The sequence below is a fragment of the Streptosporangium sp. NPDC020072 genome (assembly GCF_040631445.1).
Classification (GTDB): Bacteria; Actinomycetota; Actinomycetes; order Streptosporangiales; family Streptosporangiaceae; genus Streptosporangium.
Genome location: NZ_JBEYAB010000017.1, coordinates 187,080 through 210,180 on the forward strand (window position 1 = coordinate 187,080; position 23,101 = coordinate 210,180).

Below are 23,101 nucleotides of genomic sequence, written 5' to 3' on the forward strand. Positions count from 1 at the left end.
CCGGCCGCCGTGGCCGACTGGTTAAATCATGACATGTAGGTTCGCAAGATCCCGGTGACGGATCACCGGGCGTGGCCGAAGAGACGGGACGAGAAGGCGGACGAGGATATGACGGGCCGTGCTGGCGCCCGGTGACCCGGCGACGGCCCACCCGAGCCGTGTCCCGGCGGGCCGTGCTCCAGGAGGCCTCCCGTGACGGTCCGCCGTACGCGCCTGGAAGGCCTGCTCGCCCGGTCCCGCGCCACCGTCGACGCGCTCGATCACCTCGTCGGCGGGGTGGGGACCGGGATCCTGGCGTTGACCGCGCTGCTCTGGCTCGCCGTGGTCGCGCTGCTGTGCCTGGTCGGGGTCGGACTGCCGATGGCGCCCGTCGCGCTGCGCGGGCTGCGCGTCGTCGCCGACCGGGAACGGGTCCGGCTGTCGCAGCGGGATCCCGAGCTGGTCGGCCCCGGGCCGCCGCCTCCGGGGCTGCGCGCCGCCCTGGCCGACCCGGGTGTCCGGGGAGAGCTGGGCTGGGTCGTCTGCCACTCGACGCTGGGGTTGCTGACCGGTGTGATCGCCATGTCGCTGCCGCTCGCCGCGGTGCGCGACCTCACCTTCCCGCTGTGGTGGCGGCTGCTGCCGCCGGGTGAGGCGGAGGACGCGGCGTTGAACCTCTGGCGGGTCGGCGACCAGCGCAGCGCGCTGGCGGTGTGCGTGTTCGCCGTCGGCTGGACCGCGCTCTCGTTGCTGGTCATCCCGGGCCTGGAGCGGCTGCAGTCCTGGCCGGGACGGCGATTGCTGAGCGCGCCTCCCGGCGGCGACCTCGCCCTGCGGGTCGCGCACCTCACCGCGACCCGGGCCGCGGCACTGGACGCGCACGCCGCCGAGCTGCGGCGGATCGAGCGTTCCCTGCACGACGGCACCCAGAACCGGATCGTGGCCGTCACCGTCCTGCTCGGCGCCGCCCGCCGGGCGGTGGCCCGCGACCCCGCGAGCGCCGGGGAGATCCTCGAACGCGCCCAGGGCGCCGCCGAGCAGGCCCTGGCCGAGCTGCGCGCCGTGGTGCGCACCATCCTGCCGCCGGTCCTTGAGGACAGGAGCCTGGCCGACGCCCTGTCCGGACTCGCCGCCGCCTGCCCGGTGCCCTGTACGGTCACCGCCGACCTGCCGGGCAGGTGCGCCGCCTCGGTCGAGGCCACCGCCTACTTCACGGTGGCCGAGGCGCTGACCAACGTCGCCAGGCACAGCGGGGCGGGCCGTGTCTCCGTCGCCCTGAGCCTGCGGCGCGACCGGCTGCTCGTCCAGATCACCGACGACGGTCACGGCGGCGCCGACGAGCGCGCCGGGTCCGGACTCGTCGGCATCCGCCGCCGGGCCGAGGCCCACGACGGGACGTTCATGATGACCAGCCCCCCGGGGGGACCGACCACGCTGAAGGTGAGCCTGCCATGCGGATCGTGATCGCCGAGGACGACCCCCTGCTGCGCGAGGGCCTCGCGCTGCTGCTGCGCGCCGAGTCGCTCGACGTGGTGGCCGCCGTGGACGGCCCGAAGGCCTTCCTCGACGCCGTCGACACCCACGAGCCGGACGTGGCCGTCGTCGACGTGCGCATGCCGCCGACCCACACCGACGAGGGCATCGTCGCCGCCGTCGAGGCCAGGCGCCGCAGGCCGGACCTGGCCGTGCTGGTGCTGTCGGCCTACGTCGAGCAGGCCTTCGCCACCGACCTGCTGATCCACGGCAGCTCCCGCCTCGGCTATCTGCTCAAGGAGCGGGTGGGACGGGTCGAGGAGTTCATGACGGCCCTGCGCCGCGTGGCGGGCGGCGGGACGGCCATCGACCCGGAGGTGGTCGCGCAGCTGCTGTCGCACAGTCGCCCCGGCAGGCGGCTCGACCGGCTCAGCCCGCGTGAGCTGGACGTGCTGGCGCTCATGGCGGAGGGGCTGGGCAACACGGCCATCGCCGAGCGGCTGGTGGTCACCGAGGGCGCGGTGCACAAGCACATCCGCAACATCTTCGCCAAGCTGGACCTGGCGCCGAGCGACCGCACCGACCGGCGGGTGGCCGCGGTGCTGCAGTATCTGGAGCGGGGGGCGCCCTGAGGATCACAGCCCGGTGAGCTCCGGCGCCCGGGTGACGGCCCGCAGGATGCCGGACAGGGCGGCGCGCATCTCGCCGACGGTCTCCTGGGGCAGGTCGAGGCTGATCTCGAAGACGGTCTCGGTCTCCAGGGTGTCGGCCGTCCTGGGGGACAGCTCGAACCGGAGCACCCGGCCGTCCAGCGTGACCGCGCGCAGCCCCTCGCCGCTGCCGCGCATGCCGTGACGCGCCATCCAGAAGGTGTCCCGGTGCCGGGAGACCAGCAGATGCCCGGCCTGCCGGTCTCCGGGACGCTCCCGCAGGAAGACCGTCGGCTGGCCGTACTCCCAGGTGTGCTCGAAGGAGCGGGCGGTCATGGTGGCCTCGGGGAGGTAGGACAGCTCGCCGGTGACCGGCAGGGAGGGCGGCGGGGGCTCGCCGGGGCTGCGGCGCCCGTGGTCTCCGCCGTAGGCGACGGTGAGCCCGAGGGGCGCGGCGGTCGGCAGCGCGGCCAGCAGCCAGTCCGGCGGTTCGTCGCGGGGGAACAGGGTCAGCTCCGTCAGCGCCGCCGTCGCGGGCACGCGCTCGAACGGCTGAGCCCGGGAGTCGACGTGGCCGGTGTAGCCCCTGCCGCCCGGGGAGAAGGACAGCTCGCAGGTGAACCAGGTGCCCTCCCCCGCCCGGTGTGACAGCTCACGCAGCCGCCTGAACGGCCCCGCGAGGTCTTCGGCGAGCCCTTCGACGGTGATCTCGTGGCCGTCGCGCAGGACGGTGGTCCTCGTGCGCGTGCCGACCTGGGCGTGCCGGACGGTGAGCCGTGACCAGCCGGGCTCCGCCGCGGCGCGGACGAGGTCGCCGACGGCGGCCCGCATGCCGTGCCCCTCCTCGTGACGGGAGCGCCAGTATCCGGATTCCATGATCATCCTTTCTTGGCGGTGCCGCCGGTGAGCAGGTCGTGCAGCGCGCGGACCTCGCGGAGCAGCCCGCTGCCGCCCTTGCGTGCCGCCATGTCGCGCACCTGGGGGATCTCGCCGCGCGCGCCGCACCACCCGGCGACCGTGGCGGCGAGCATGACGAACCCGGCCAGCCCGTTGCGCGGACGCTCTCCGGGGGCGGGAAGCAGTGCGGGCAGCGCGGCGGCGGCGATCCGCCACACGCTCTCGTGGGCACCCCGCCTGGCCGCCGTGTCGAGCGCGGCGGCCACGTCGGTCACCCTGACCTCGCCCGCGGTCACCAGGAGCCCGATCTGACGGCCGATCTCACCGGTGGGCAGCCCGTCCCGGGCGGCGGCCTCGACGAGCGCGTCGACCGCCTCCGGTGCCCGCGGGTCGGCGAGGAAGCGGGCGAGCACCGCGGAGAACGCCGCTCCGGCGGGTCCCTCCGCCCTGACGAGGTCGCGGATCTGCTCCGGCCCGGCGGCCGGGGCGCCCCAGGAGCGCCTGAGCGTGTAGGGCACGAGGTGCGCGGCGGCCACCTCGCGGTGCGAGGGCAGGGTCGAGGGCCACCAGCCGGAGTGCCCGGCCCCGGCGCCATGCCCGGGGGCGCGGAACATCAGGTCGACCAGTGGCAGGCCGGTCGGCGGGGCGGTGATCACCGGGACCGGGCGTGTGCCGTCCCGCCCGCCCTCGTTCTCCGTCGTCCAGCCGAGTTCGACCTCGGCCTCGACGGCGGCCCCGGGGCGGATCCACCCGGCGAGGATCTCGCCCGCGGCCGACGTCAGCCGGGCCGCCCGCTCCGCCGCCTCGGGGTCGGGGACGCGCGGCAGCCGAAGCAGCGCCTGCTGCAGGTCGGCGGCGAGCGGCCGCGCCCCGGCCGCCTCGACGACCTCCATCCGCCCGACCAGCTCGGCCGCCGCCACGTGCCCGGTCTCGTGGGTCGGCGTGGCCAGCAGTACCGGCGGCAGGGTGTCCTCCTCGACCGCGCGCAGGACCTCGGCCGCGCGGTGCAGCAGCAGGACGTACGGGGCGGCCAGATCCTTCGACGGCATGAGGGTCCGCCAGGCGCCCCGGCCCGAGCCGGTCGTGCTCAGGGAGCGGACGGCTCCCCAGAGCCACTGGTCCGTCCGCTCCCAGGTCTCCTCCCGGTACGGCCAGGCGGGCTCGCCGAGCAGCCAGGGGCGCAGCGCGGCCGTCAGCGCCACCCGGTCGCGGACGGCGAGGGTGACGAACCCGGCCAGCAGCCGTTCCCACGACTGCCAGGAGTCGTCCCGCCGCTCCAGCAGCTCGGCCAGCTCCTCGGCCGAGGCGGGCGGGGGCGGCGGGGTGGGGGAACCTTCCGCGGGCTCGGGCAGCGGCGGCGGAGCGAACACGGGCCCGGGACGCGGAGCCGTACCGGTGCCGTGGCCCTCCTCGAAGGCGGCGGCGGCCCGGTCGGCGAGGTGGGGGGCGAGCAGGGCCGCCGACTCGCGCACGCGGGCGCGTCCCTCCGCACCCATGGCGTCCGTGTGCGCGAGGGCCAGCTCGACGGCCCTGGCCTGGAGCTCCACGGACTCCGCGGCGAAGGCCCTGGCCAGTGGCGCGGCCGCCACCCCGGCCAGGGCGGGGTCACGCCGTACGGAACGGTCGAGCCATGACAGTCCGGCGCGCACCAGGACCCGTTCCTGGCGGAACAGCAGGCAGTCCCACGCCTCGGCGAGGTCGTCCGCGGTGAGATCGTGCCCGCGCAGGCGCCGTACGGCCAGCGTGGCGACCGGGCCGGGGGAGACGGCCAGCAGGCGCAGGTAGTCGCGCGTGCGGGAGGCGACCTCCTCGGGCGAGGGGTCGAGCGCCTCGTGCAGGTGGACGAAGAAGCGCAGGTCGGTGACGGTCCCGCCGAGCAGGAAGCGGCGCAGGCAGCCCTCGACCAGGGTCTCGCGCCGCACCCTGCCCGTCTCCGCCAGCCCGGACAGGGCGGCCAGCCAGCCCCTGTCCGGCTCCTTCTCGCCCCGCAGTGCCCGGCCTGCCCCCTGGGCCTCGAACAACCTGGGCAGCAGGTGACCGAGCAGCGGGTCGGCGGCCAGGCGCGAGGGCCTGCGGCTCACCCAGCCCGCGACCAGCGGGTCGTGCGGCGGAGGCTCGACGCCGGTCTCGCGCAGCAGGGTCAGGGCGAGTGTCATTCCCCGGTCGTCGGGGGTGCGGGTGCGCAACGCGAGCCGCCGGGCAAGGTCGGCGCGCCAGGCGGCGGGGCGGTCGGCGATCACCGCCAGGACGAGGTGCACGTCGTTGTCGGGACCCGCCCACTGCGGGGCGAAGTCGCGCCGGTACAGCCAGGACGCGACGGCCGCGGCGCCGCCGAGGGTGCCCGCGCCCGCGACCCGCAGCGCGGTGCCGTGGCGGACCAGGGAGTCGTCCCACCGGTCGGAGCGGCCCCGCAGCTCCTTCAGCAGGCCGGGCAGCCGGGTCGCGACCTCCTTGCGGGCCTCGGCGCCCAGCGTCGTGATCCGCCCGGCGAGCCGGTCGGCGCGTCTTTCCTCGATCAGTTTCCTGATCTCGTCCCAGTGCTCCACGGCTGGGGACACTAGCCAGCGACGCCGACACTTTCGACCTTCGCCGGCCCGCTGGGGACGGCCTCTGCCCGCGGGTGACCCCGGGAAGCGTCTGACAAAAACACCAAATACCCCTTTACACGCTTCCTCCTTGATAGAGACCTAAAAGGCCATAAGTGCTGGCTAGTCGCTATATACCTGCGCCTTTTTGGGGTGGTATATCGTGTGATTTCCGTCACACGACACCCGCCACGCCGAGGAAAGAGGCGCCGGACGGCGGGAAACGCCGTGGAAATAGGCGGCGGCAAAGAGGGAACGGCCGCCATCCTCCGGGGAAACGCGGCACCCTCCCGGCGGGGCCCGAACCCCGGAGAGGCCGCATAGATGAGCAGACCTCGTCTTTTATCCCGGACAGCCCTTCACTTCTCCACCCTGATCCCGCTTTGCGCGCACATCCCGGACATTCATAGTTACGCCCAGCGTAACCAGCCGGTCACGGAATTATGCCTGCGATGAATCGTGGGAACGGCCCGTTCTGTCGATTAGCATTTGCGGTGAAAGTCGTCTCAGCGGCGATAACGCTAATGTCATGGAGGTTTGTCGTGGCGCGTCACGTGCCGGCCTGGATCATGGCCGTGGTGACCGCCTTCCTGTTGACGAACGTCGTCGTCGATCCTGACGGCGACCGCAGGACGGCGCCGCCGAGCGCCGTCTCCGCCTTCATGACGATCTTCACCTCGGGTGGCACGGGTGGCACGGCGCGGACCGTCAGGGCCGCCTCCGCCTCCGCCCCGGGAGTCTCGGCGACTCCGAGAGGCCCGGGCCGGGAGGCCGAGCCGAACCCCGACCACGGCGGCACCGACCTGCCCACCCGTGGCTGCCGCCACCAGGCGCCCGCGCGATGGGCGGGCGGGCCGCAGTGCCTGTCCCCGCTGCGCGGTCCGGGTCAGCACACGACGACGGCGCTCCCTTCTCCGGAGACGTCGGCGCGGTCTCTCTCACGTCCCGGAGCCGGGCGGCGCGAAACGGCCGTCGCGGCTCCCTCACAGTCCCGGCTGCAGGTGTTCCGCTGCTGACAGGGCCCGCCGTCTCCCGGGTGCCCGCTTCGGCCTCCTTCCCCGCCACCGCCCCGCTGGACGGGCGGACGTGTGAGGCGCGAGCCGGGGCCGCGTGAGACGGCGCCGCGGTGCGACGCGCACCGCTCAATCCCCCCTGCGAGGAAGGCGGTAACCGCCCCTCGCCCGTCCTCCCCTGCCGCCCTCCGCGCCTGACCGGCCGGAGGCGCCTCGGGAGCGAGCCCGGCTCTCCCCCAGGCCGGGCGAGTGAGCCGGCCCACGGGCCCGCGCCGCCGGTCGCGAGCACCGGACGTCCGCGTGTCCCGCGTGCCCTCGGGCACGCCCGGCTCCCCGGTCCTCACGACCACCTCCGCTTCACCGACGTGTCCGAAGCAACGACTGTCCGAAGGGCTTTCGCATGCACGCATTCATCGAGCACGCCCGTTCCTTCCCCGCCCGCGCCGCCGTCGCCGGGGAGCGGCTCGACCGGCACGCCGCCGGTCAGGCCCCGCTCGCGCTCTTCATCACCTGCTCCGACTCCCGTGTCGTCCCGTCCCTGATCACCGGCGCGCGCCCCGGTGAGCTGTTCGAGCTGCGCACCGCGGGCGGCATCGTGCCCCGCTACGACCTCGACCGCCCCTCCGGCGAGGCCGCCACCATCGAGTTCGCGATCGAGGCCCTCGGTGTCGGCGACATCGTGGTCTGCGGTCACTCGCACTGCGCCGCGGTCGGCGCCGTGGTCCGCCGCGACGACCTGGCCGCCGTCCCCGCCATGGGCGGCTGGCTGGCCCACGCCGCCGACTCCCTCGGCGACGAGCGGACCGACCTCGGGTCGGCGACGAAGCAGCACATCCTGGCCCAGCTGGACCGGCTGCACGCCTACCCCGCCGTGCGGCGGCGGATCGAGGAGGGCCGGATGCGGCTGCACGGCTGGTTCTACGAGGTGCACACGGGCATGGTGTTCGCCCACCGTCCCGGCCACGACACGTTCCTGCCCCTGTGACGGTGACCACCATGCTGAGAACCTCGACCCTGCGTGGCGACGTCGCCGCCTCCGTCGTCGTCTTCCTCGTCGCCCTGCCGCTGTGCGTCGGCGTCGCCGTCGCCTCGGGTGTGCCCGCCGAGCTCGGGCTGATCACCGGCATCGTCGGCGGCCTGGTCACCGGACTGCTGCCCGGCAGCAGCCTGCAGGTCAGCGGCCCGGCCGCGGGCCTGACCGTCCTGGTCTTCGAGGCCGTACGGCTCTACGGCCTGCCCGCCCTCGGCACGCTCGTCCTGGCGGCCGGGCTCCTGCAACTGCTGCTCGGGGCGCTGCGGTTCGGCCGCTGGTTCCGTGCCATCTCCATCGCCGTCGTCGAGGGGATGCTCGCCGGGATCGGGCTGACCATCATCGCCGGGCAGCTGTACGCGATGGCCGGCGTCTCCGCCCCCGGCTCCGGTCTCGGCAAGCTGGCGGGCCTGCCCGCGCTGGCCGCGAGCTCCCTCACCTCACCCGGTGTCCTGGCCGCCGTCGCCGTCGGCACGGGCACCGTCGTGCTGCTGGCGCTGTGGCCGCGGCTGCCCGCGCGGGCTCGGATGGTCCCCGCGCCGCTCGCCGCGGTCGCGCTGGCCACCGCCGCCGTCGCGCTCCTCGGCCTGCCGGTGGCCAGGCTTGAGGTGAACGGCCTGCTCGGCGCGATCAGACCGCCCGGCCTCGACGATCTGGCACCGCTCGCCGAGCTCGGCTTCCTCGGCACCGTCGTGGCGTTCACCCTGATCTCCTCCGCCGAGAGCCTGTTCAGCGCGGCGGCCGTCGACCGTATGCACGACGGCCCCCGCACCGACTACGACAAGGAGCTGATGGCCCAGGGAGTGGGCAACGCCGTCTGCGGGGCGCTCGGCGCGCTGCCGATGACGGCGGTGATCGTGCGCAGTTCGGCCAACGTGCGGGCGGGCGCGCGGACCAAGGTGTCCCGCGTGCTGCACGGGCTGTGGCTGCTGCTGTTCGCCGCCCTGCTGCCCGCGGCGCTTGAGGTCATCCCGCTGGCCGCGCTCGCGGGCGTCCTGGTGCACACCGGCTGGAAGCTCATCCCGACCACGCAGCTGCTCTCGCTGTGGCGGCGGCACCGGGGCGAGGCGGTGGTCCTGGTGTGCACCGCGGTCGCGGTCGTCGCCCTCAACCTGTTCGAGGGGGTGCTGATCGGGTTGCTCATGGCGGTGGTCAAGACCGCCTGGGAGACCTCGCACATCCATCTGGAGGTGGATGAGGAGACCCCGGACGGGCCGATCAGGGTCACGCTCAGCGGCAACGCCACCTTCCTGCGGCTGCCCAAGATGCTCGACACCCTGGAGGCGCTGCCTCGTGACCGGCACATCGAGCTGGAACTGTCCGGGTTGCGACATCTGGACCACGCCTGCCGTACGGCGCTGACCTCGTGGGCCGCCGGGCACAACCGGGAGGGAACCCCCGCGGTCTCGGTGCCCCCGGTCCTGACCGGCACCTGACAGGACGGTGCGCGGAAGGGTGCCGGGCACCGGCTCGACGGGCCTGGCACCGTTCCGGAACCGGCCGCCAGGAAGGGTCCGGCAGGTGGGCAACAGGCAAAATTAACTGACAAGAATCTTAACAGTTAGGCACGGATCGAGTTATGCTGCCGACGGCGTCACCGCCCCCGGTGACGCCGTACACCCCCAACGGCACCGACGGCGCGCGCCACAACCCCCCGGGCGCGTCGGCTGAAAGGAGCCCCAATGAGTATCAGGCAGCGCCTGATCACCGCCCTGTCCGTGTTGCTGGCCGTACCGCTGACGGTGGTTCTCACCACCGCGGCCCCGGCCAGCGCCCACGGCTGGATCACCTCCCCGCCCAGCAGGCAGGACATGTGCGCCAGCAGGCGGGTCAGCGGATGCGGCGGACTCGAGTACGAGCCGCAGAGCGTCGAGGCCCCCAAGGGTTCGAGGCTGTGCAGCGGCGGCAGCGGATGGCGTGTCCTTGACAACGAGGGCAAGGGCTGGCCCGCGACGGCCGTCTCCAGCACGGTCACCTTCCAGTGGCGGCTGACCGCCGCCCACCGCACCAGCACCTGGCAGTACTACGTCGACGGCGCCCTGTTCAAGACCTTCAACCAGGGCAACACCCAGCCGCCGTCGAACATCTCGCACACCATCAGCGGGCTTCCCGGCGGCCGCCACAAGATCCTGGCCGTCTGGAACGTCGCCGACACCGTGAACGCCTTCTACAACTGCGTCGACGTCCAGGTCCGCTAGCCCGGACCCGACCCGCGGGAGGGCGTGCGCCCCGCCCTCCCGTTTCCCCGATCGCGGCCCCCACACCCGTTTCTCCCCAACGAGGCCGCCAATTCTTCCGGCGGGAAACGCAAACCCGCAGCGCGGGAACCGGCCACGGAAGGGCCAACCACCCTCCAGGAAACCGGCGTTTCCCCTGGTCAGCGACCCGAAGCCAAACATCTCCCCTTAAATCCATTAAAGCAATTTAATCGCCATATTTCACCCAAAGAATCAAGCGGTATTGCCTTTCCGGCATACCGTATTAAATCGGGGTGATCTTATGGCAGAACCGGCGGTTTCCCCGCCTCCACCGCCCGGCGGCAAGCCCGCCGAGGCGCTGCTGCGCGCCGCGCAGTTCTTCACCACGGGCACGCCCTCGCGGGATCGGCACGACCTGTACCACGTCGACGGCCGGGGCGCCGAGGAGTTCTACCGCGAGCGCTGGCGCCACGACAAGGTGGTGCGTTCGACCCACGGGGTGAACTGCACCGGATCGTGCTCCTGGAAGGTCTACGTCAAGGACGGGATCATCACCTGGGAGACCCAGCAGACCGACTACCCCTCGACCGGGACGGACTCCCCCGAGTACGAGCCACGCGGCTGCCCGAGGGGCGCGGCGTTCTCCTGGTACACCTACTCCCCCTCCCGGGTGCGCCACCCGTACGTGCGGGGGCCCCTGCTGGAGATGTGGCGGCAGGAGCGCGAGCGGCTCGGCGACCCGGTCCTGGCCTGGGCGGAGATCACCGGCGACCCCGAACGGGCCGCCCGGTACAAGCAGGCGCGGGGCAAGGGCGGGTTCGTCCGCTCGACCTGGCCCGAGGTGAGCGAGCTGATCGCCGCCGCCCACGTGCACACCATCAAGGAGTACGGTCCCGACCGGGTGGCGGGCTTCTCCCCCATCCCGGGGATGTCGCTGGTGTCCTACACGGCCGGGACGCGCTTCCTCTCGCTGATCGGCGGCACCATCCTGTCGTTCTACGACTGGTACGCCGACCTGCCGATCGCCTCGCCGCAGGTCTTCGGCGACCAGACGGACGTGCCCGAGTCCGGTGACTGGTGGAACTCCTCCTACCTGATGGTCTGGGGGACGAACCTGCCCATCACCCGCACCCCGGACGCGCACTTCATGACCGAGGCACGGTACCGGGGGCAGAAGGTCGTCGTGGTCTCCCCCGACTACTCCGACCACACCAAGTTCGCCGACGACTGGCTGGCGGCCCGTCCCGGCACCGACGGCGCGCTGGCCATGGCCATGGGACACGTCGTGCTCTCGGAGTTCTTCCGCGACCGCCAGGTGCCCTACTTCACCGACTACGTCAAGTCCTACACCGACCTGCCGCTGCTGGTGACGCTGACCGAACGCGGTGACGCCCACGTGCCCGGCCGTTTCCTGACCGCCGCCGACATCGGCGAGACCGGTGAGGGCGCCGCGCACAAGCAGGTGCTGCTCGACGCGGCGGACGGCACGCCGAAGGTGCCCAACGGCTCGCTCGGCTTCCGCTTCGGCGAGGAGGGAAAGGGCCGCTGGAACCTCGGCCTGGGCGGGGTCGACCCCCTGCTGACCCTGTACGGCAGGCACACCGACGCGCTCGCCGTCGACCTGCCCCGCTTCGACACCGGGGCGACCGAGGGCGGCACGAGCGTGCGCCGGGGGGTCCCGGTGACGCGGGTCGGCGGCCACCTGGTCACGACGGTCTTCGACCTGGTGATGGCGCACTACGCCGTACGGCGCGACGGCCTGCCCGGTCGGTGGCCCGCGGGCTACGACGACCCCGAGCCGTTCACCCCCGCCTGGCAGGAGGCGATCACCTCGGTGCCCGCCGCCGCGGCGACCCGGGTGGCCAGGGAGTTCGCCCGCAACGCGGAGGTCTCCCGGGGCCGGTCGATGATCTGCATGGGTGGCGGCACCAACCAGTGGTGCAACTCCGACCAGACCTACCGGGCCTTCCTCACGCTGATCATGCTGTGCGGCTGCCAGGGGGTCAACGGCGGCGGCTGGGCCCACTACGTCGGGCAGGAGAAGATCCGCCCGCTCACCGGCTGGTCGCAGCTCGCCTTCGCGCTCGACTGGCAGCGGCCCGCCCGGCAGACGGCCGCGACGCCGTACTGGTACCTGCACACCGACCAGTGGCGCTACGAGCTGTTCGGCGCGGGAGAGCTGTCCAGCCCGCTCGGGCCCGGGCTGTTCGAGGGCCGTTCCTTCGCCGACTGCGTCGTGCAGGCCCAGCGGCTCGGCTGGACCTCCGCGGCCCCTGCCTTCGACCGCAACCCGCTCGACCTCGCCGACGAGGCCGCGCGGGCGGGACGGCCCGTCGCCGACCACGTCGTGGCGGAGCTGAGGGCGGGACGGCTGCGCTTCGCCGCCGAGGACCCCGACGACCCGCGCAACTTCCCGCGTGTCCTGATCGCCTGGCGGGCCAACCTGTTCGGCTCCTCGGGCAAGGGCATGGAGTACTTCATGCGGCACCTGCTCGGCACCGTCGACGCGGTCAGGGCCGAGGAGTCACCGCCCGCCGTACGGCCCGCGGAGGTGACCTGGCGCGCGGAGGCACCGCGCGGCAAGCTCGACCTGCTCGTCACGATCGACTTCCGGATGACCGGCACCTGCACCTACTCGGACGTGGTGCTGCCCGCGGCGACCTGGTACGAGAAGTACGACCTGTCCACCACGGACATGCATCCGTTCATCCACTCCTTCAACCCGGCCATCGCCCCGCCCTGGGAGGCGCGCAGCGACTTCGAGGCGTTCATGACGATCGCCGAGGAGGTGTCCCGGCTCGGTGCCGTGCACCTGGGCACCCGCACCGACGTGGTGGCCTCGCCGCTGGCCCACGACACCCCGGACGAGCTGGCCCAGCCGGGCGGCAGGGTGCTCGACTGGAAGGCGGGGCAGTGCGAGCCCGTACCGGGTGTGACGATGCCGAAGCTGGTCACGATCGAACGGGACTACGGCGCCGTGGCCGGCAAGATGGCGGCGCTCGGCCCGCTCGTCGACACCCTCGGCACCGCGTGCAAGGGCATCTCCTGGGTGCCCTCTGCCGCCGTCGGTCAGCTCGGGCGCGACAACGGCCTGGTGCGCGGCGGACCCGGCGACGGCCGTCCCTCGCTGGCGCGCGACGTGAACATGGCCGAGGCCATCATGGCGCTCTCCTGCAGCACCAACGGGCAGGTCGGCGTCCAGGGGTGGCGGGCGCTGGGCGAGCGCACCGGGGTGAGCTTCGCCGACCTGGCCGAGGAGAACGCGGGACGGCGGATCAGCTTCACCGCCACCCAGGTCCAGCCCAGGACCGTGTTCGCCTCCCCCGAGTGGTCCGGCCTGGAGAACGGCGGGCGGCGCTACTCGCCGTTCACGATGAACGTCGAGCGCCGCAAACCATGGCACACGCTGACCGGGCGCATGCACTTCCTCCTCGACCACGACTGGCTCGCCGAGTACGGCGAGATGCTGCCGAACTACCGTCCGCCGCTCAACTACGCCCGGCTGTTCGGCTCTCAGGGGCTGGGCGAGGACGGCCGCCCCGAGGTGACGGTGCGCTACCTCACCCCGCACTCCAAGTGGTCGATCCACTCCGAGTACCAGGACAACCTGCACATGCTGCGGCTGTTCCGCGGCGGCCCGGTCATCTGGATGAGCCGTCAGGACGCCGAGCGGATCGGGGTCGCCGACAACGACTGGATCGAGGCCTACAACCGCAACGGCGTGGTCGCCTGCCGTGCCGTGGTCACCCACCGGATGCCGGAGGGGACGGTCTTCATGTACCACGCCAAGGACCGCAACCTGATGACCCCCCACTCGGAGATCTCCGGCTGGCCCGGAGGCGCGGACAACTCGCTGACCAGGGTGATCGTCAAACCCACCCACATGATCGGCGGGTACGGCCAGCTCACGTTCGCCTTCAACTACTACGGCCCGTCGGGGTTCCAGCGGGACGAGTTCGTCGTCATCCGCAGGCGGTCACAGGAGGTGCGGTTCTGATGCGCGTCATGGCGCAGGTCGCGATGGTGATGAACCTCGACAAGTGCATCGGCTGTCACACCTGCTCGGTCACCTGCAAGCAGGTCTGGACCAACCGGCCGGGCCTGGAGTACGTCTACTTCAACAACGTCGAGACCAAGCCGGGGGTCGGCTACCCCAGGCGGTACGAGGACCAGCGGCAGTGGCGGGGCGGCTGGAAACTGGACGGAAAGGGGCGGCTCACCCTCAGGGCGGGCGGCAGGCTGCGCCGCCTGCTGGAGATGTTCTACAACCCCGACCTGCCCACGATCGACGACTACGGCGAGCCGTGGACCTACGACTACCGCACCGTCATCGACGCGCCGCTGGGCACGATCAACCCCAGCGCGCACTCCGTCTCCACCCTCACCGGTGAGGACATGCGCATCCGGTGGGGCAGCAACTTCGACGACGACCTGGCGGGCGCGCCCGAGCACGCCCCGGGCGACCCCGACCTCGAAGGGCTCCAGGAGCGGGTGCGGATGGAGTTCGAGCAGGTCTTCATGTTCTACCTGCCGCGCATCTGCGAGCACTGCCTGAACCCCTCGTGCGTGGCCTCGTGCCCGTCGGGGGCGATGTACAAGCGGCAGGAGGACGGCATCGTCCTGGTCGACCAGAACCGGTGCCGGGGCTGGCGCTTCTGCGTCTCCGGCTGCCCGTACAAGAAGGTGTACTTCAACTACAGGACCGGCAAGGCCGAGAAGTGCACGTTCTGCTTCCCCAGGATCGAGTCGGGCCAGCCCACGATCTGCTCGGAGACGTGCGTGGGACGGCTGCGCTATCTCGGGCTGCTGCTCTACGACGCCGACGCGGTGCTCGCCGCCGCCTCGACGCCGGACCCGCAGGACCTCTACGAGGCGCAGCTGTCGGTGTTCCTCGACCCGGGTGACCCGCACGTCAGGGCGGAGGCCGCGCGCTGCGGCATCCCGGACGACTGGATCGAGGCGGCCGTGCGTTCCCCGGTGCACGCGCTGGCCGTACGGCACCGGGTGGCGCTGCCGCTGCATCCCGAGTTCCGCACGCTGCCCATGGTCTGGTACATCCCGCCGTTGTCGCCGGTCGCCGACGTCGCGCACGCCGAGGGCTACGACCCGGCCGACCCCGACCGGGTCTTCGCCGCCATCGACGCGCTGCGGGTGCCCGTCGAGTATCTGGCCAACCTCTTCACCGCGGGCAGGACGGAGACCGTGCGCCTGGTGCTGCGCAGGCTCGCCGCGGTCAGGGCGGTCATGCGGGCCGTACAGCTCGGCAGGGACCCCGGGGAGGAGGTGCCGCACTCGGTCGGCATGACCCCCGACGACGTGGACGACCTGTACCGGCTGCTGGCGATCGCCAAGTACGAGGACCGCTACGTCATCCCGCAGGTCCACGCCGAGGAGGCCGGGGCGCTGAGCGCCCAGCACCAGGAGCTGTTCTGCAGCCTCGACGGTGAGGGCGGGCCCGGCATGGGCGGTCACGGACCGCCTTCCGCCCCGGCCGGGGAGGCGCCCGTCTTCCGCGGGCAGGACGGGCGGCTGCACGCCAACCTGCTCGGCTGGGACGGCACCGGCGACCCGTCGCGGCTGTTCCCCGGGGCCCAGTTCCCCGAGGCTCAGTTCCCCGAGGCTCAGGGGGAGGCGACGTGAACGCGGCCGAGACGGCGTGCAAGCTGGCCTCGGTGCTGCTGCAGTACCCTCGACCGGCCCTGTTCGAGGGGGCCGACCGGCTCGACGAGGCCGCCCGTGCCACGCCCAGGGCCGCGCGGGCGGGGTTCGCCGCCTTCCTGGCCTGGCTGCGGGCCGAACCGCCCGGTGAGGTGGTCGGGCACTACGTGGAGACCTTCGACCTGCGTCACCGCTGCGCCCTCTACCTGAGTTACCACCGGCACGGCGACACGCGCGGGCGCGGGATGGCGATGCTCGCCTACAAGGCCGCCTACCGGCGGGCGGGGCTGCTGCCCTGCGAGGAGGAGCTGCCCGACTTCCTGCCGCTCGTGCTTGAGTTCGCCGCCCTCCACCCGGAGGGGATGGCGCTGCTGCGCCGCCGCCGTGCCGACCTCGACCTGCTCAGGCGGTCGCTTGAGGCGGCGGGCACGCCGTACACGCATGTCGTCGAGGCGGTCTGCGCACTGCTTCCCGGGCTGCGGCGCGCGGAGCTGAGGGCGGTGCGGGCGCTGTGGGAGAGCGGCCCGCCCAGTGAGGAGGTCGGGCTCGAACCGTTCGCGCCCCCGGAGTACCTCTCCGGCCTGACCGGCGGACAGGAGGCACGATGAACGGCGCCGGTGCCCTGGACGTGTTCTGGTGGGTCGTGCTGCCCTACGTCGCGATGACCGTCTTCGTGGTCGGTCACGTGTGGCGGTGGCGCTACGACAGGTTCGGCTGGGACTGCTACTCGACCGAGCTCCTCGAACGCCGGCTGCTCAAATGGGGGGCGCCGCTGTTCCACTACGGGGCGTTCGCCGCGATCCTCGGGCACGTCATGGGCATCCTCGTCCCGGCCTCCTTCACCCACGCCCTCGGGATTCCCGAGGAGGTCTACCGGTGGTTCTCCGCCGTCGGCGGTGGGCTGGCCGCGGTCGTGGTGGTGGTCGGCATCGTGATCCTCGCCGGCCGCAGGATGCTCGTCCGGCGGGTCAGGGCCACGACGGCGAAGATAGACTACGTCGCCCTGGTGCTGCTGCTGGTCATCGTGATCACCGGGGTCGTGCCCACCATCTGGTGGAACCTGCTGGGGCCGGGATACGACTACCGGCTCACCGTGGCCCCGTGGTTCCGCGGCCTGTTCACCGGCTCGCCCGACGTCGCCGCCGTGGCGAACGCGCCCGCGGTCTACCGGCTGCACGCGACGGCCGCCTGGGTCCTGTGGGCGGTCTGGCCGTTCAGCCGCCTGGTCCACGCCTGGAGCTTCCCGCTGTGGTACCTGTGGCGGCCCTTCGTGGTCTACCGCAGCCGCGGGGTCATCCTGCCACCCGAGCCCGGTACGGCGGGCCGCAGATGGCGCAGGATCGGCGGACCCGCCTGAGATGCGCCTGCCGTCCCCGGGGGACGTACGGCGGGCCGCGGTGCGGAATCTGGAGCCCGCCTACTTCGCCATGGTGATGGCGACGGGCATCATCTCGGTCGACACGCGCGCCATGGGCCTGAAGGTGCCCTCTGCCGTCCTGCTCTGGGTGGGGATCGCGGGCTACGCCGTGCTGCTGGTCCTGTCCGGGTGGCGGCTGCTCGGCTGCCGGGCGGAGACGGCCCGCGACCTGGGCGACCCGGCGAAGGCCTTCGGTTTCTTCACCTTCGTCGCCGCGACCGACCTGCTCGGCACCCGGATCGCCATGGACGGCCGTCTCGGGGTCGCGACGGTGTTCCTCGTCGTCGGCGCGCTCAGCTGGCTCGTCCTGGCCTACCTCGTTCCCTGGGCGAGCGTGCTGCGGCACGAGAGCGTCAAGGCCCTGGCGCGGGCCAACGGGACCTGGTTCGTCTGGGTCGTCGGCGGGCAGTCCGTCGCGATCCTCGCCGCGACGCTCGAACGCTCCGGGGCCGGTCCCCGCGACGCCCTGGCGCTGTTCGCCGTGGCGGTCTGGTCGATCTCCATGTGGCTCTATCTGCTGGTCGGCGTCGTCGTGTGCTTCCGTCTGATGCTGTTCGAGATGGACGCCGACGAGCTGAACCCGCCCTACTGGGTCGCGATGGGCGCCAACGCGATCAGCGTCGTCGCGGCGGCGAAGATCGCGGGCATGCGGGAGGCGCCCGCCGCCGAGGTGGTCCGTGACTTCGCCCTGCACGTGGGCGTGGTCTTCTGGGGGTTCGCGACCTGGGTCTTCTTCGCCCTGCTCCTGGCGGGCTGGTGGCGGCACGTACGGCGCGGCGTCCCGTTGCGCTACGGGCCCGGGATGTGGAGCCTGGTCTTCCCGCTGGGCACCTACGCCGCCGCCTCCCACGGTCTGGGCGAGGCGACCGGTCTCGGCCTGGTGACGGCCTTCGGCGACGTCGAGGTGTGGTTCGGGCTGGCGGCCTGGGTTCTCACGTTCTGCGCGATGGCGGTCCACCTGGCCCGCGCCGCCCGCTCGCTCACCCGTTCCCCCGGTTGACCTGAGCGCCACCCGACGACCACCCATTGTGGCGATATATCAGCTTCAAATGCGATTTATCGCACATGGCGGTAATGGTCGGTAGCATGCCAGAAGATCAACACGAGACAGATGTCAGCGGCCCCGCTGCGGCCCGGGATCGCCCCCACGGTCCGGGGGCCGGCATCCGGTGAGCCTCCGATGCGGCCACGCGCGGCACGGCCAGGACCGATCCCCCGCCGCGCGAACGGCTTGATCTGCCAATCGACGATTGGAGCAACGTTGCGGAGAGGACTCTCCAAACTCGCCGTCGTCCTCGTGGCGGTGGCGGCCCTGTGCCCCGCCATGACGGCCCTGTGCCCCCTCACGACGGCCGAGGCGGCCGACACCACCGGAGGGAACGGCATCACCTGGGGTCCGTGCGAGGAGGACCCGGCCATCGAGTGCGGCACGCTGACCGTCCCGGTCGACTGGTCGAAACCGTACGGGGACACACTCGACCTGGCCCTCGCCCGGCGCAGGGCCACCGACCCCTCGGCCAGGATCGGCTCCCTCCTGACCAACCCCGGCGGACCCGGCGGATCGGGCGTGAACGACGTCCTGCGCGCCCCCAGCTTCAGCGAGGAGATCCGGCGGCGCTTCGACGTCGTCGGCTACGACCCCCGGGGCGTCGCCCGCAGCAACGCGGTGGTCTGCTCGGCGTCGGTGTACAACCGGATGCCGGACCCGATCATGAAGAGCCAGGCCGACTACGACAGGTGGATCGCCTACAACAGGACGCTGCGCGCGGACTGCAGGCAGCGCACCGGCCCCGTGTACGACCACGTCGACTCGGTCAACGTGGCGCGCGACATGGACGCCATCCGCGCCGCCCTCGGGGAGAGCAAGCTCACCTCCTACGGGGTCTCCTACGGCACGCTCGCCCAGCAGATGTACGCCGAGCTCTTCCCGCGGCGGGTCCGGGCCATGGTGCTGGACAGCAACATGGACCACAGTCTCGGTGTCAGGGCGTTCCAGGAGACCGAGGCGGCCGGCGTCGAGGACGCCTTCGACGAGTTCGTCGCCTGGTGCGACCGGGACGCCTCCTGCGCGCTGAACGGACGCGACGTCCGGCAGGTGTGGCAGGGGTTGATCGCCAAGGCCCAGCGCGGGGAGCTCTACTACCCCGGCGTCACCGACCGCCCGCTGAGCGCCCACAACCTCCTCTGGCTCGGTGTGGTGCTCAACGAGGGACCCGCCTGGCAGTCGCTGGCCCAGGTGATCCTCGCCCTGGACGGCGGCCCCGTGCCGTCCGACCTGCCGCCCCCGCCCGGCAACGGGCCCGTGGGCGGGGAACTCGCCGAACTGCCGACCGCGATCCTCTGTGAGGACCACGACCTGTCGGTGCGGAGCTACGCCGAGTACGAGCGGCTGCTGCGCGGCGCCAACCGCCTGGCCCCCGACATGCGCTACAACCCGATGCCGATGGGGGACATGCCCATCTGCCAGGGCCATCCCGTCAACAACCCGCAGCACCGGCTCCGGTACACGGGCACCGCGCCGCTGCTGCTCGCCAACTCCCTGCACGACCCCGACACTCCGTACACGTGGTCGGCCAACGCGGCCCGCCAGCTCGGCCCCAGGGCCGTGCTGCTCACCTACGAGGGCTGGGGACACGGCGTCTACGGCATGACCGAGTGCACCACGAAGGCGATGGACGACTACCTGATCTCACTGACCGTGCCGTCGCGGGGCCTGCGCTGCCCGGCGACGGACGACGGCGGACGACGGTAGGAGCGGGCCGCGGGAGGAGGGCCCGGCGCTCGGGCTCCGTGGTTCCTCCTCCCGCGGCCGGGCCGGGTGCCCGCCCCCGGTGGGCGGGTTCGCTCCGGCAGGGCTTCCCTCCCGGCGGCCCTGGCGGAAGCCCGGGTGAGGACCTCCGCCTCTACCGTCCCACCGGCGTGCCGGGCTGGGATGGCGGTGAGGACACATGACCGCGGGAGTGACGAGAGGCGGGTGACGACCATGCTGGTCCGGGAGGTGATGACCACGGACGTGGTCACGGTCGGCCCCTCCGATCCGGTACGGCGGGCGGTGCGCGTCCTGTACGGGCACGACGTCACCGCGGCGCCCGTGCTGGACGGCGACGGCCGCCTGGCGGGGGTCGTCAGCGAGATGGACCTGCTGCGCGGTGAGTTCGAGCGCGACCCCCGCTCCAGCGCCAGGATCGTGCTCGGGCACTCGGCGCCCGCGCCGTACACGGTCGCCGACGTCATGACCTCCGAGGTCACGACCGTTACGGAGACGACCGACGTCACCGCGGCGATCGACCTGATGATCTGCAGGCGGGTCAAGAGCCTGCCGGTGACCAGGGGGGATCGGGTGGTCGGCATGCTCAGCCGCCGTGACCTGCTCGCCCTGCTGGCCCGTCCCGACGAGGACATCCGCGCCGACGTGCTGGCCGCGCTGCGTGAGCGCTACCCCGCGGGACCGTCCTGGGAGGTCGTGGTGCGTGACGGGATGGTCGAGCTGCGCGGCCGTCACGCCGCGAGCGTGGACGACATCGCCGACCTGCTCGCCCGTACGGTCCCCGGGGTGGTCAGGGTCAGGCACCTGGGCTGATTCGGGTCTTTCGGCCCTGCCGGAACCCGTCTCCCGGCCGGAGACTGGCCCTAAGGGGGGGAGCCGACATGGAGGCCTGCGGATGATCACCCCGATGCGGCTGTTCGGCCGGCACCTGACGGGCAAGGCGAACCCGGGTCCCTCGAAGGACCCGCCGCCTCCCGCGACGCCGCCCTCCGGTGGCTGGCGGAGCTGGCTGCTGCCGATCGGCACGCTGATCATCCTGGTCTGGCTGCTGGTCCCGCTGTTGCTCGGGGGGAACCCGCCCGCGCCGTACTCCTACAGCGACCTGCTGACCAGGGTGGACGCCGGGCAGGTCAAGACCGTCTCCATCGACGACCAGGGCGCGGTCACCGGCACCCTGAAGGACGGCACGAGGTTCACCAGCCAGATCCCCACCGCGCCCAACTCCGCCCAGCTGGAGAACCGGCTGCGTGCCAAGGACGTCCAGACCACGGCGACCCAGTCGGGAGGCTCCCTCTGGTCGGCCCTGATCGGATTCCTGCCGCTGCTGCTGCTCATCGGCCTGTTCGCCTGGACGGGCCGGCAGGCGCAGCAGTCCCTCTCCGGAGGCATCGGCGGCATCGGCGGCTTCGGCCGCTCCAAAGCGAAGATCATCGAGGCGGAGCGCCCGACCACCAGGTTCTCCGACGTCGCCGGGTACGACGGCGTCAAGCAGGAGATCAGCGAGATGATCGACTTCCTGCGGGCGCCCGAGCGGTACGCCGCCGCGGGCGCCAAGCCACCCCGGGGCGTGATCATGGTCGGCCCGCCGGGAACCGGCAAGACACTCATCGCCAGGGCCGTCGCCGGTGAGGCGGAGGTGCCGTTCCTGTCGGTCACCGGCTCGGGGTTCGTGGAGATGTTCGTCGGCGTCGGCGCCTCCCGGGTGCGCGACCTGTTCGACGAGGCGCGCAAGCGCGCTCCCTCGATCGTGTTCATCGACGAGATCGACGCGATCGGGGGCCGCCGGGGCTCGGGGACGGTGACCGGGGGCAACGACGAGCGTGAGCAGACCCTCAACCAGCTGCTCGCGGAGATGGACGGCTTCGACCAGGGCAGCGGGATCGTCGTCCTGGCCGCGACCAACCGGCCGGAGACCCTCGACCCGGCCCTGCTGCGGCCGGGGCGCTTCGACCGTCAGGTGACCGTGCCTTTGCCCAACCAGGCCGAGCGGGCGGCGATCCTGACCGTCCACTCGACGGGCAAACACCTCGCCCCGGACGCCGACCTCGGGGTCGTCGCCCGCGCCACCCCCGGCTTCTCCGGCGCCGACCTGGCCAACCTCGTCAACGAGGCCGCGATCAACGCGGTCAGGGCGGGCCGTACCACCATCACCCCCGGCGACCTCGGCGCGGCGCGTGACCGCGTGCTGCTCGGCCGCAGGGACACCTCCAACGCCCTGCTGCCCCAGGAGCGGCACGCGGTCGCCGTCCACGAGTCGGGGCACGCCCTGCTCGCGGCGCTGTGCGAGCACGCCGACCCGGTCGCCAAGGTGACGATCCTGCCCGCGGGCATGACCCTCGGTGTCACCGAGCAGCTTCCCGAGGCCGAACGGCACCTCTACGGCGAGAGCTACCTGGCCGACCTGCTGGCCGTACGGCTCGGTGGCCGGGCGGCCGAGCTGGTCGTCTTCGGTGAGGGTTCGACCGGCGCGGCCAACGACCTGGCGGGCGCGACCCAGATCGCCACCCGCATGGTGCGCGACTTCGGCCTCTCCCCGGCCCTCGGCCCCGTCGGCTACTCCTCGTCGAGCCCCCAGTATCTGGGTGAGGAGGCCGAGACCCTGGCGCGCAGGCCGTACTCGGAGCGGACCCAGCAGGTCATCGACGAGGAGGTGGCCCGCCTGCTCGCCGAGGCGGAGCGGCGCGCGGTCGGCCTGCTGCGCACCCACCGCGGCGCCCTCGACCGGCTGGCGGCGATCCTGCTCGAACAGGAGACCGTCGACGGCGAGGTCGTCGGAGGCGTGCTGCGCGCGGAGCGCGCGGCGGGCCCGCACGCCCGGGCCTCGTGAACCCCGTCCGGATCCCGCCGCGCCCGGCGGAGGCGAGGCGTCCGGTGCCCTCCCCCGCCTCTCGCCCGGTCAGCTCTTCTTCTGCTGCTGCCGTGTCTGGGACTCGACGGGGATGCGCTTACCCTCCCGCTCGCGCCCGGCGCGTCTGACGCTGACCTCCAGGATCCCCTTGTCGTAGGTGGCCTTGATGTCGTTCTCGTCGGCTCCCGGCGGCAGGCTGACCGAACGGGTGAAGGAGCCGTAGCTGAACTCCGTCCTGTGCTGGTCGCGGTGCTCGTCGCGCCGTTCCGCGTGTACGGTCAGGACCCCGTTCGACACCGTGATCTCCACGTCCTTGCCCGGGTCGATCCCCGGCAGCTCGGCCCGCAGGACGTAGCGGTCGTCCTTGACGTAGTCCTCGAACTTGATGGGCTGTGCCGCGGGCGGCCGCAGCGCCGCGAAGGGAAGCTCAAGCCAGTCGAACAGCTCCGGAACGAGGCCTCTCTGCTCACGGCGCATCGGTGTGCTCATGGGTTCCTCCCTGTTGTGGGTTCCATCCCCCTCTCTCATTTCCCGACATAGGTGGACACAGCGGCAAAAATCCCTAAAGCAAGGGTCTTTCCGGATA

General features: G+C 72.4%; 17 protein-coding genes. 14 read left to right on the forward strand and 3 right to left on the reverse strand.

The features are described 5' to 3' along the window. The first annotated feature begins 192 nt into the window (after positions 1-192). Together ABZ470_RS35020 and ABZ470_RS35025 are read left to right on the forward strand one after the other, a co-directional pair. Positions 193-1,443: a sensor domain-containing protein gene (locus tag ABZ470_RS35020; protein ID WP_362916820.1), complete on the forward strand. Its 1,251-nt coding sequence runs from the start codon at positions 193-195 to the stop codon at positions 1,441-1,443. After that, a complete protein-coding gene (locus ABZ470_RS35025; protein WP_352009202.1) occupies positions 1,431-2,084 on the forward strand; it encodes a response regulator transcription factor in 654 nt (217 codons plus the stop codon). The genes ABZ470_RS35020 and ABZ470_RS35025 overlap by 13 nt, the downstream gene beginning before the upstream one ends. 3 nt (positions 2,085-2,087) lie before the next feature. Here the strand turns inward: ABZ470_RS35025 and ABZ470_RS35030 are convergent, their stop codons facing one another. Together ABZ470_RS35030 and ABZ470_RS35035 are read right to left on the reverse strand one after the other, a co-directional pair. Beyond that, complete coding sequence (locus ABZ470_RS35030) at positions 2,088-2,978, reverse strand: hypothetical protein (protein ID WP_362916822.1); 891 nt, start codon at positions 2,976-2,978, stop codon at positions 2,088-2,090. A 2-nt stretch (positions 2,979-2,980) separates the two neighbouring features. Next, positions 2,981-5,545: a DUF6493 family protein gene (locus tag ABZ470_RS35035; RefSeq protein WP_362916824.1), complete on the reverse strand. Its 2,565-nt coding sequence runs from the start codon at positions 5,543-5,545 to the stop codon at positions 2,981-2,983. Between the two features lie 581 nt (positions 5,546-6,126). Between ABZ470_RS35035 and ABZ470_RS35040 the strand changes: the two genes are divergently transcribed. From ABZ470_RS35040 to ftsH, 12 genes are all read left to right on the forward strand, one after another. Beyond that, positions 6,127-6,600 (forward strand): hypothetical protein, encoded by a 474-nt coding sequence (locus tag ABZ470_RS35040; RefSeq protein WP_362916826.1) that lies wholly within the window; start codon positions 6,127-6,129, stop codon positions 6,598-6,600. Between the two features lie 397 nt (positions 6,601-6,997). Next, complete coding sequence (locus ABZ470_RS35045; RefSeq protein WP_362916828.1) at positions 6,998-7,582, forward strand: carbonic anhydrase; 585 nt, start codon at positions 6,998-7,000, stop codon at positions 7,580-7,582. 11 nt (positions 7,583-7,593) lie between these two features. Further along, the gene (locus ABZ470_RS35050) at positions 7,594-9,063 is read left to right on the forward strand and encodes a SulP family inorganic anion transporter (RefSeq protein ID WP_362916830.1); all 1,470 of its coding nucleotides are present in this window, start codon (positions 7,594-7,596) and stop codon (positions 9,061-9,063) included. Between the two features lie 246 nt (positions 9,064-9,309). Next, positions 9,310-9,825: a lytic polysaccharide monooxygenase auxiliary activity family 9 protein gene (locus ABZ470_RS35055; protein ID WP_352009196.1), complete on the forward strand. Its 516-nt coding sequence runs from the start codon at positions 9,310-9,312 to the stop codon at positions 9,823-9,825. Positions 9,826-10,126: 301 nt separating this feature from the next. Further along, positions 10,127-13,822, forward strand: coding sequence for a nitrate reductase subunit alpha (locus ABZ470_RS35060; RefSeq protein WP_362916832.1), 3,696 nt, complete (start codon positions 10,127-10,129; stop codon positions 13,820-13,822). Further along, positions 13,822-15,465 (forward strand): nitrate reductase subunit beta, encoded by a 1,644-nt coding sequence (narH, locus tag ABZ470_RS35065; protein ID WP_362916834.1) that lies wholly within the window; start codon positions 13,822-13,824, stop codon positions 15,463-15,465. The genes ABZ470_RS35060 and narH overlap by 1 nt, the downstream gene beginning before the upstream one ends. After that, positions 15,462-16,091 (forward strand): nitrate reductase molybdenum cofactor assembly chaperone, encoded by a 630-nt coding sequence (narJ, locus tag ABZ470_RS35070; protein ID WP_362916836.1) that lies wholly within the window; start codon positions 15,462-15,464, stop codon positions 16,089-16,091. Before narH ends, narJ begins: the two co-directional genes overlap by 4 nt. Beyond that, on the forward strand, positions 16,088-16,840 hold the full coding sequence (narI, locus tag ABZ470_RS35075) for a respiratory nitrate reductase subunit gamma (protein WP_362916838.1): 753 nt from the start codon (positions 16,088-16,090) through the stop codon (positions 16,838-16,840). The genes narJ and narI overlap by 4 nt, the downstream gene beginning before the upstream one ends. Position 16,841: 1 nt before the next feature. Beyond that, positions 16,842-17,900, forward strand: a complete 1,059-nt coding sequence (locus tag ABZ470_RS35080) for a tellurite resistance/C4-dicarboxylate transporter family protein (RefSeq protein ID WP_362916840.1) — start codon at positions 16,842-16,844, stop codon at positions 17,898-17,900. 261 nt (positions 17,901-18,161) lie between these two features. After that, the gene (locus ABZ470_RS35085; RefSeq protein WP_362916842.1) at positions 18,162-19,652 is read left to right on the forward strand and encodes an alpha/beta fold hydrolase; all 1,491 of its coding nucleotides are present in this window, start codon (positions 18,162-18,164) and stop codon (positions 19,650-19,652) included. 231 nt (positions 19,653-19,883) lie between these two features. Beyond that, complete coding sequence (locus tag ABZ470_RS35090; RefSeq protein WP_352009467.1) at positions 19,884-20,480, forward strand: CBS domain-containing protein; 597 nt, start codon at positions 19,884-19,886, stop codon at positions 20,478-20,480. Between the two features lie 82 nt (positions 20,481-20,562). Further along, positions 20,563-22,494, forward strand: coding sequence for an ATP-dependent zinc metalloprotease FtsH (gene ftsH, locus ABZ470_RS35095; RefSeq protein WP_362916844.1), 1,932 nt, complete (start codon positions 20,563-20,565; stop codon positions 22,492-22,494). Positions 22,495-22,563: 69 nt separating this feature from the next. On the opposite strand, the gene ABZ470_RS35100 is transcribed toward ftsH, so the two are convergent. Further along, positions 22,564-23,004 carry an Hsp20/alpha crystallin family protein gene (locus tag ABZ470_RS35100; protein ID WP_352009188.1) on the reverse strand — a complete coding sequence of 147 codons (441 nt, stop codon included), beginning with the start codon at positions 23,002-23,004 and terminating at the stop codon, positions 22,564-22,566. Between the last annotated feature and the right edge of the window lie 97 nt (positions 23,005-23,101).

Bases quoted from the DNA above. Each gene is read 5' to 3' on its own strand.
- ftsH (WP_362916844.1), top strand. From the start codon at position 20,563: ATGATCACCCCGATGCGGCTGTTCGGCCGGCACCTGACGGGCAAGGCG.
- narI (WP_362916838.1), top strand. From the start codon at position 16,088: ATGAACGGCGCCGGTGCCCTGGACGTGTTCTGGTGGGTCGTGCTGCCC.
- narH (WP_362916834.1), top strand. From the start codon at position 13,822: ATGCGCGTCATGGCGCAGGTCGCGATGGTGATGAACCTCGACAAGTGC.
- ABZ470_RS35060 (WP_362916832.1), top strand. From the start codon at position 10,127: ATGGCAGAACCGGCGGTTTCCCCGCCTCCACCGCCCGGCGGCAAGCCC.
- ABZ470_RS35030 (WP_362916822.1), bottom strand. From the start codon at position 2,978: ATGGAATCCGGATACTGGCGCTCCCGTCACGAGGAGGGGCACGGCATG.
- ABZ470_RS35100 (WP_352009188.1), bottom strand. From the start codon at position 23,004: ATGAGCACACCGATGCGCCGTGAGCAGAGAGGCCTCGTTCCGGAGCTG.
- ABZ470_RS35055 (WP_352009196.1), top strand. From the start codon at position 9,310: ATGAGTATCAGGCAGCGCCTGATCACCGCCCTGTCCGTGTTGCTGGCC.
- ABZ470_RS35090 (WP_352009467.1), top strand. From the start codon at position 19,884: ATGCTGGTCCGGGAGGTGATGACCACGGACGTGGTCACGGTCGGCCCC.
- ABZ470_RS35025 (WP_352009202.1), top strand. From the start codon at position 1,431: ATGCGGATCGTGATCGCCGAGGACGACCCCCTGCTGCGCGAGGGCCTC.
- ABZ470_RS35080 (WP_362916840.1), top strand. From the start codon at position 16,842: ATGCGCCTGCCGTCCCCGGGGGACGTACGGCGGGCCGCGGTGCGGAAT.
- ABZ470_RS35050 (WP_362916830.1), top strand. From the start codon at position 7,594: ATGCTGAGAACCTCGACCCTGCGTGGCGACGTCGCCGCCTCCGTCGTC.
- ABZ470_RS35045 (WP_362916828.1), top strand. From the start codon at position 6,998: ATGCACGCATTCATCGAGCACGCCCGTTCCTTCCCCGCCCGCGCCGCC.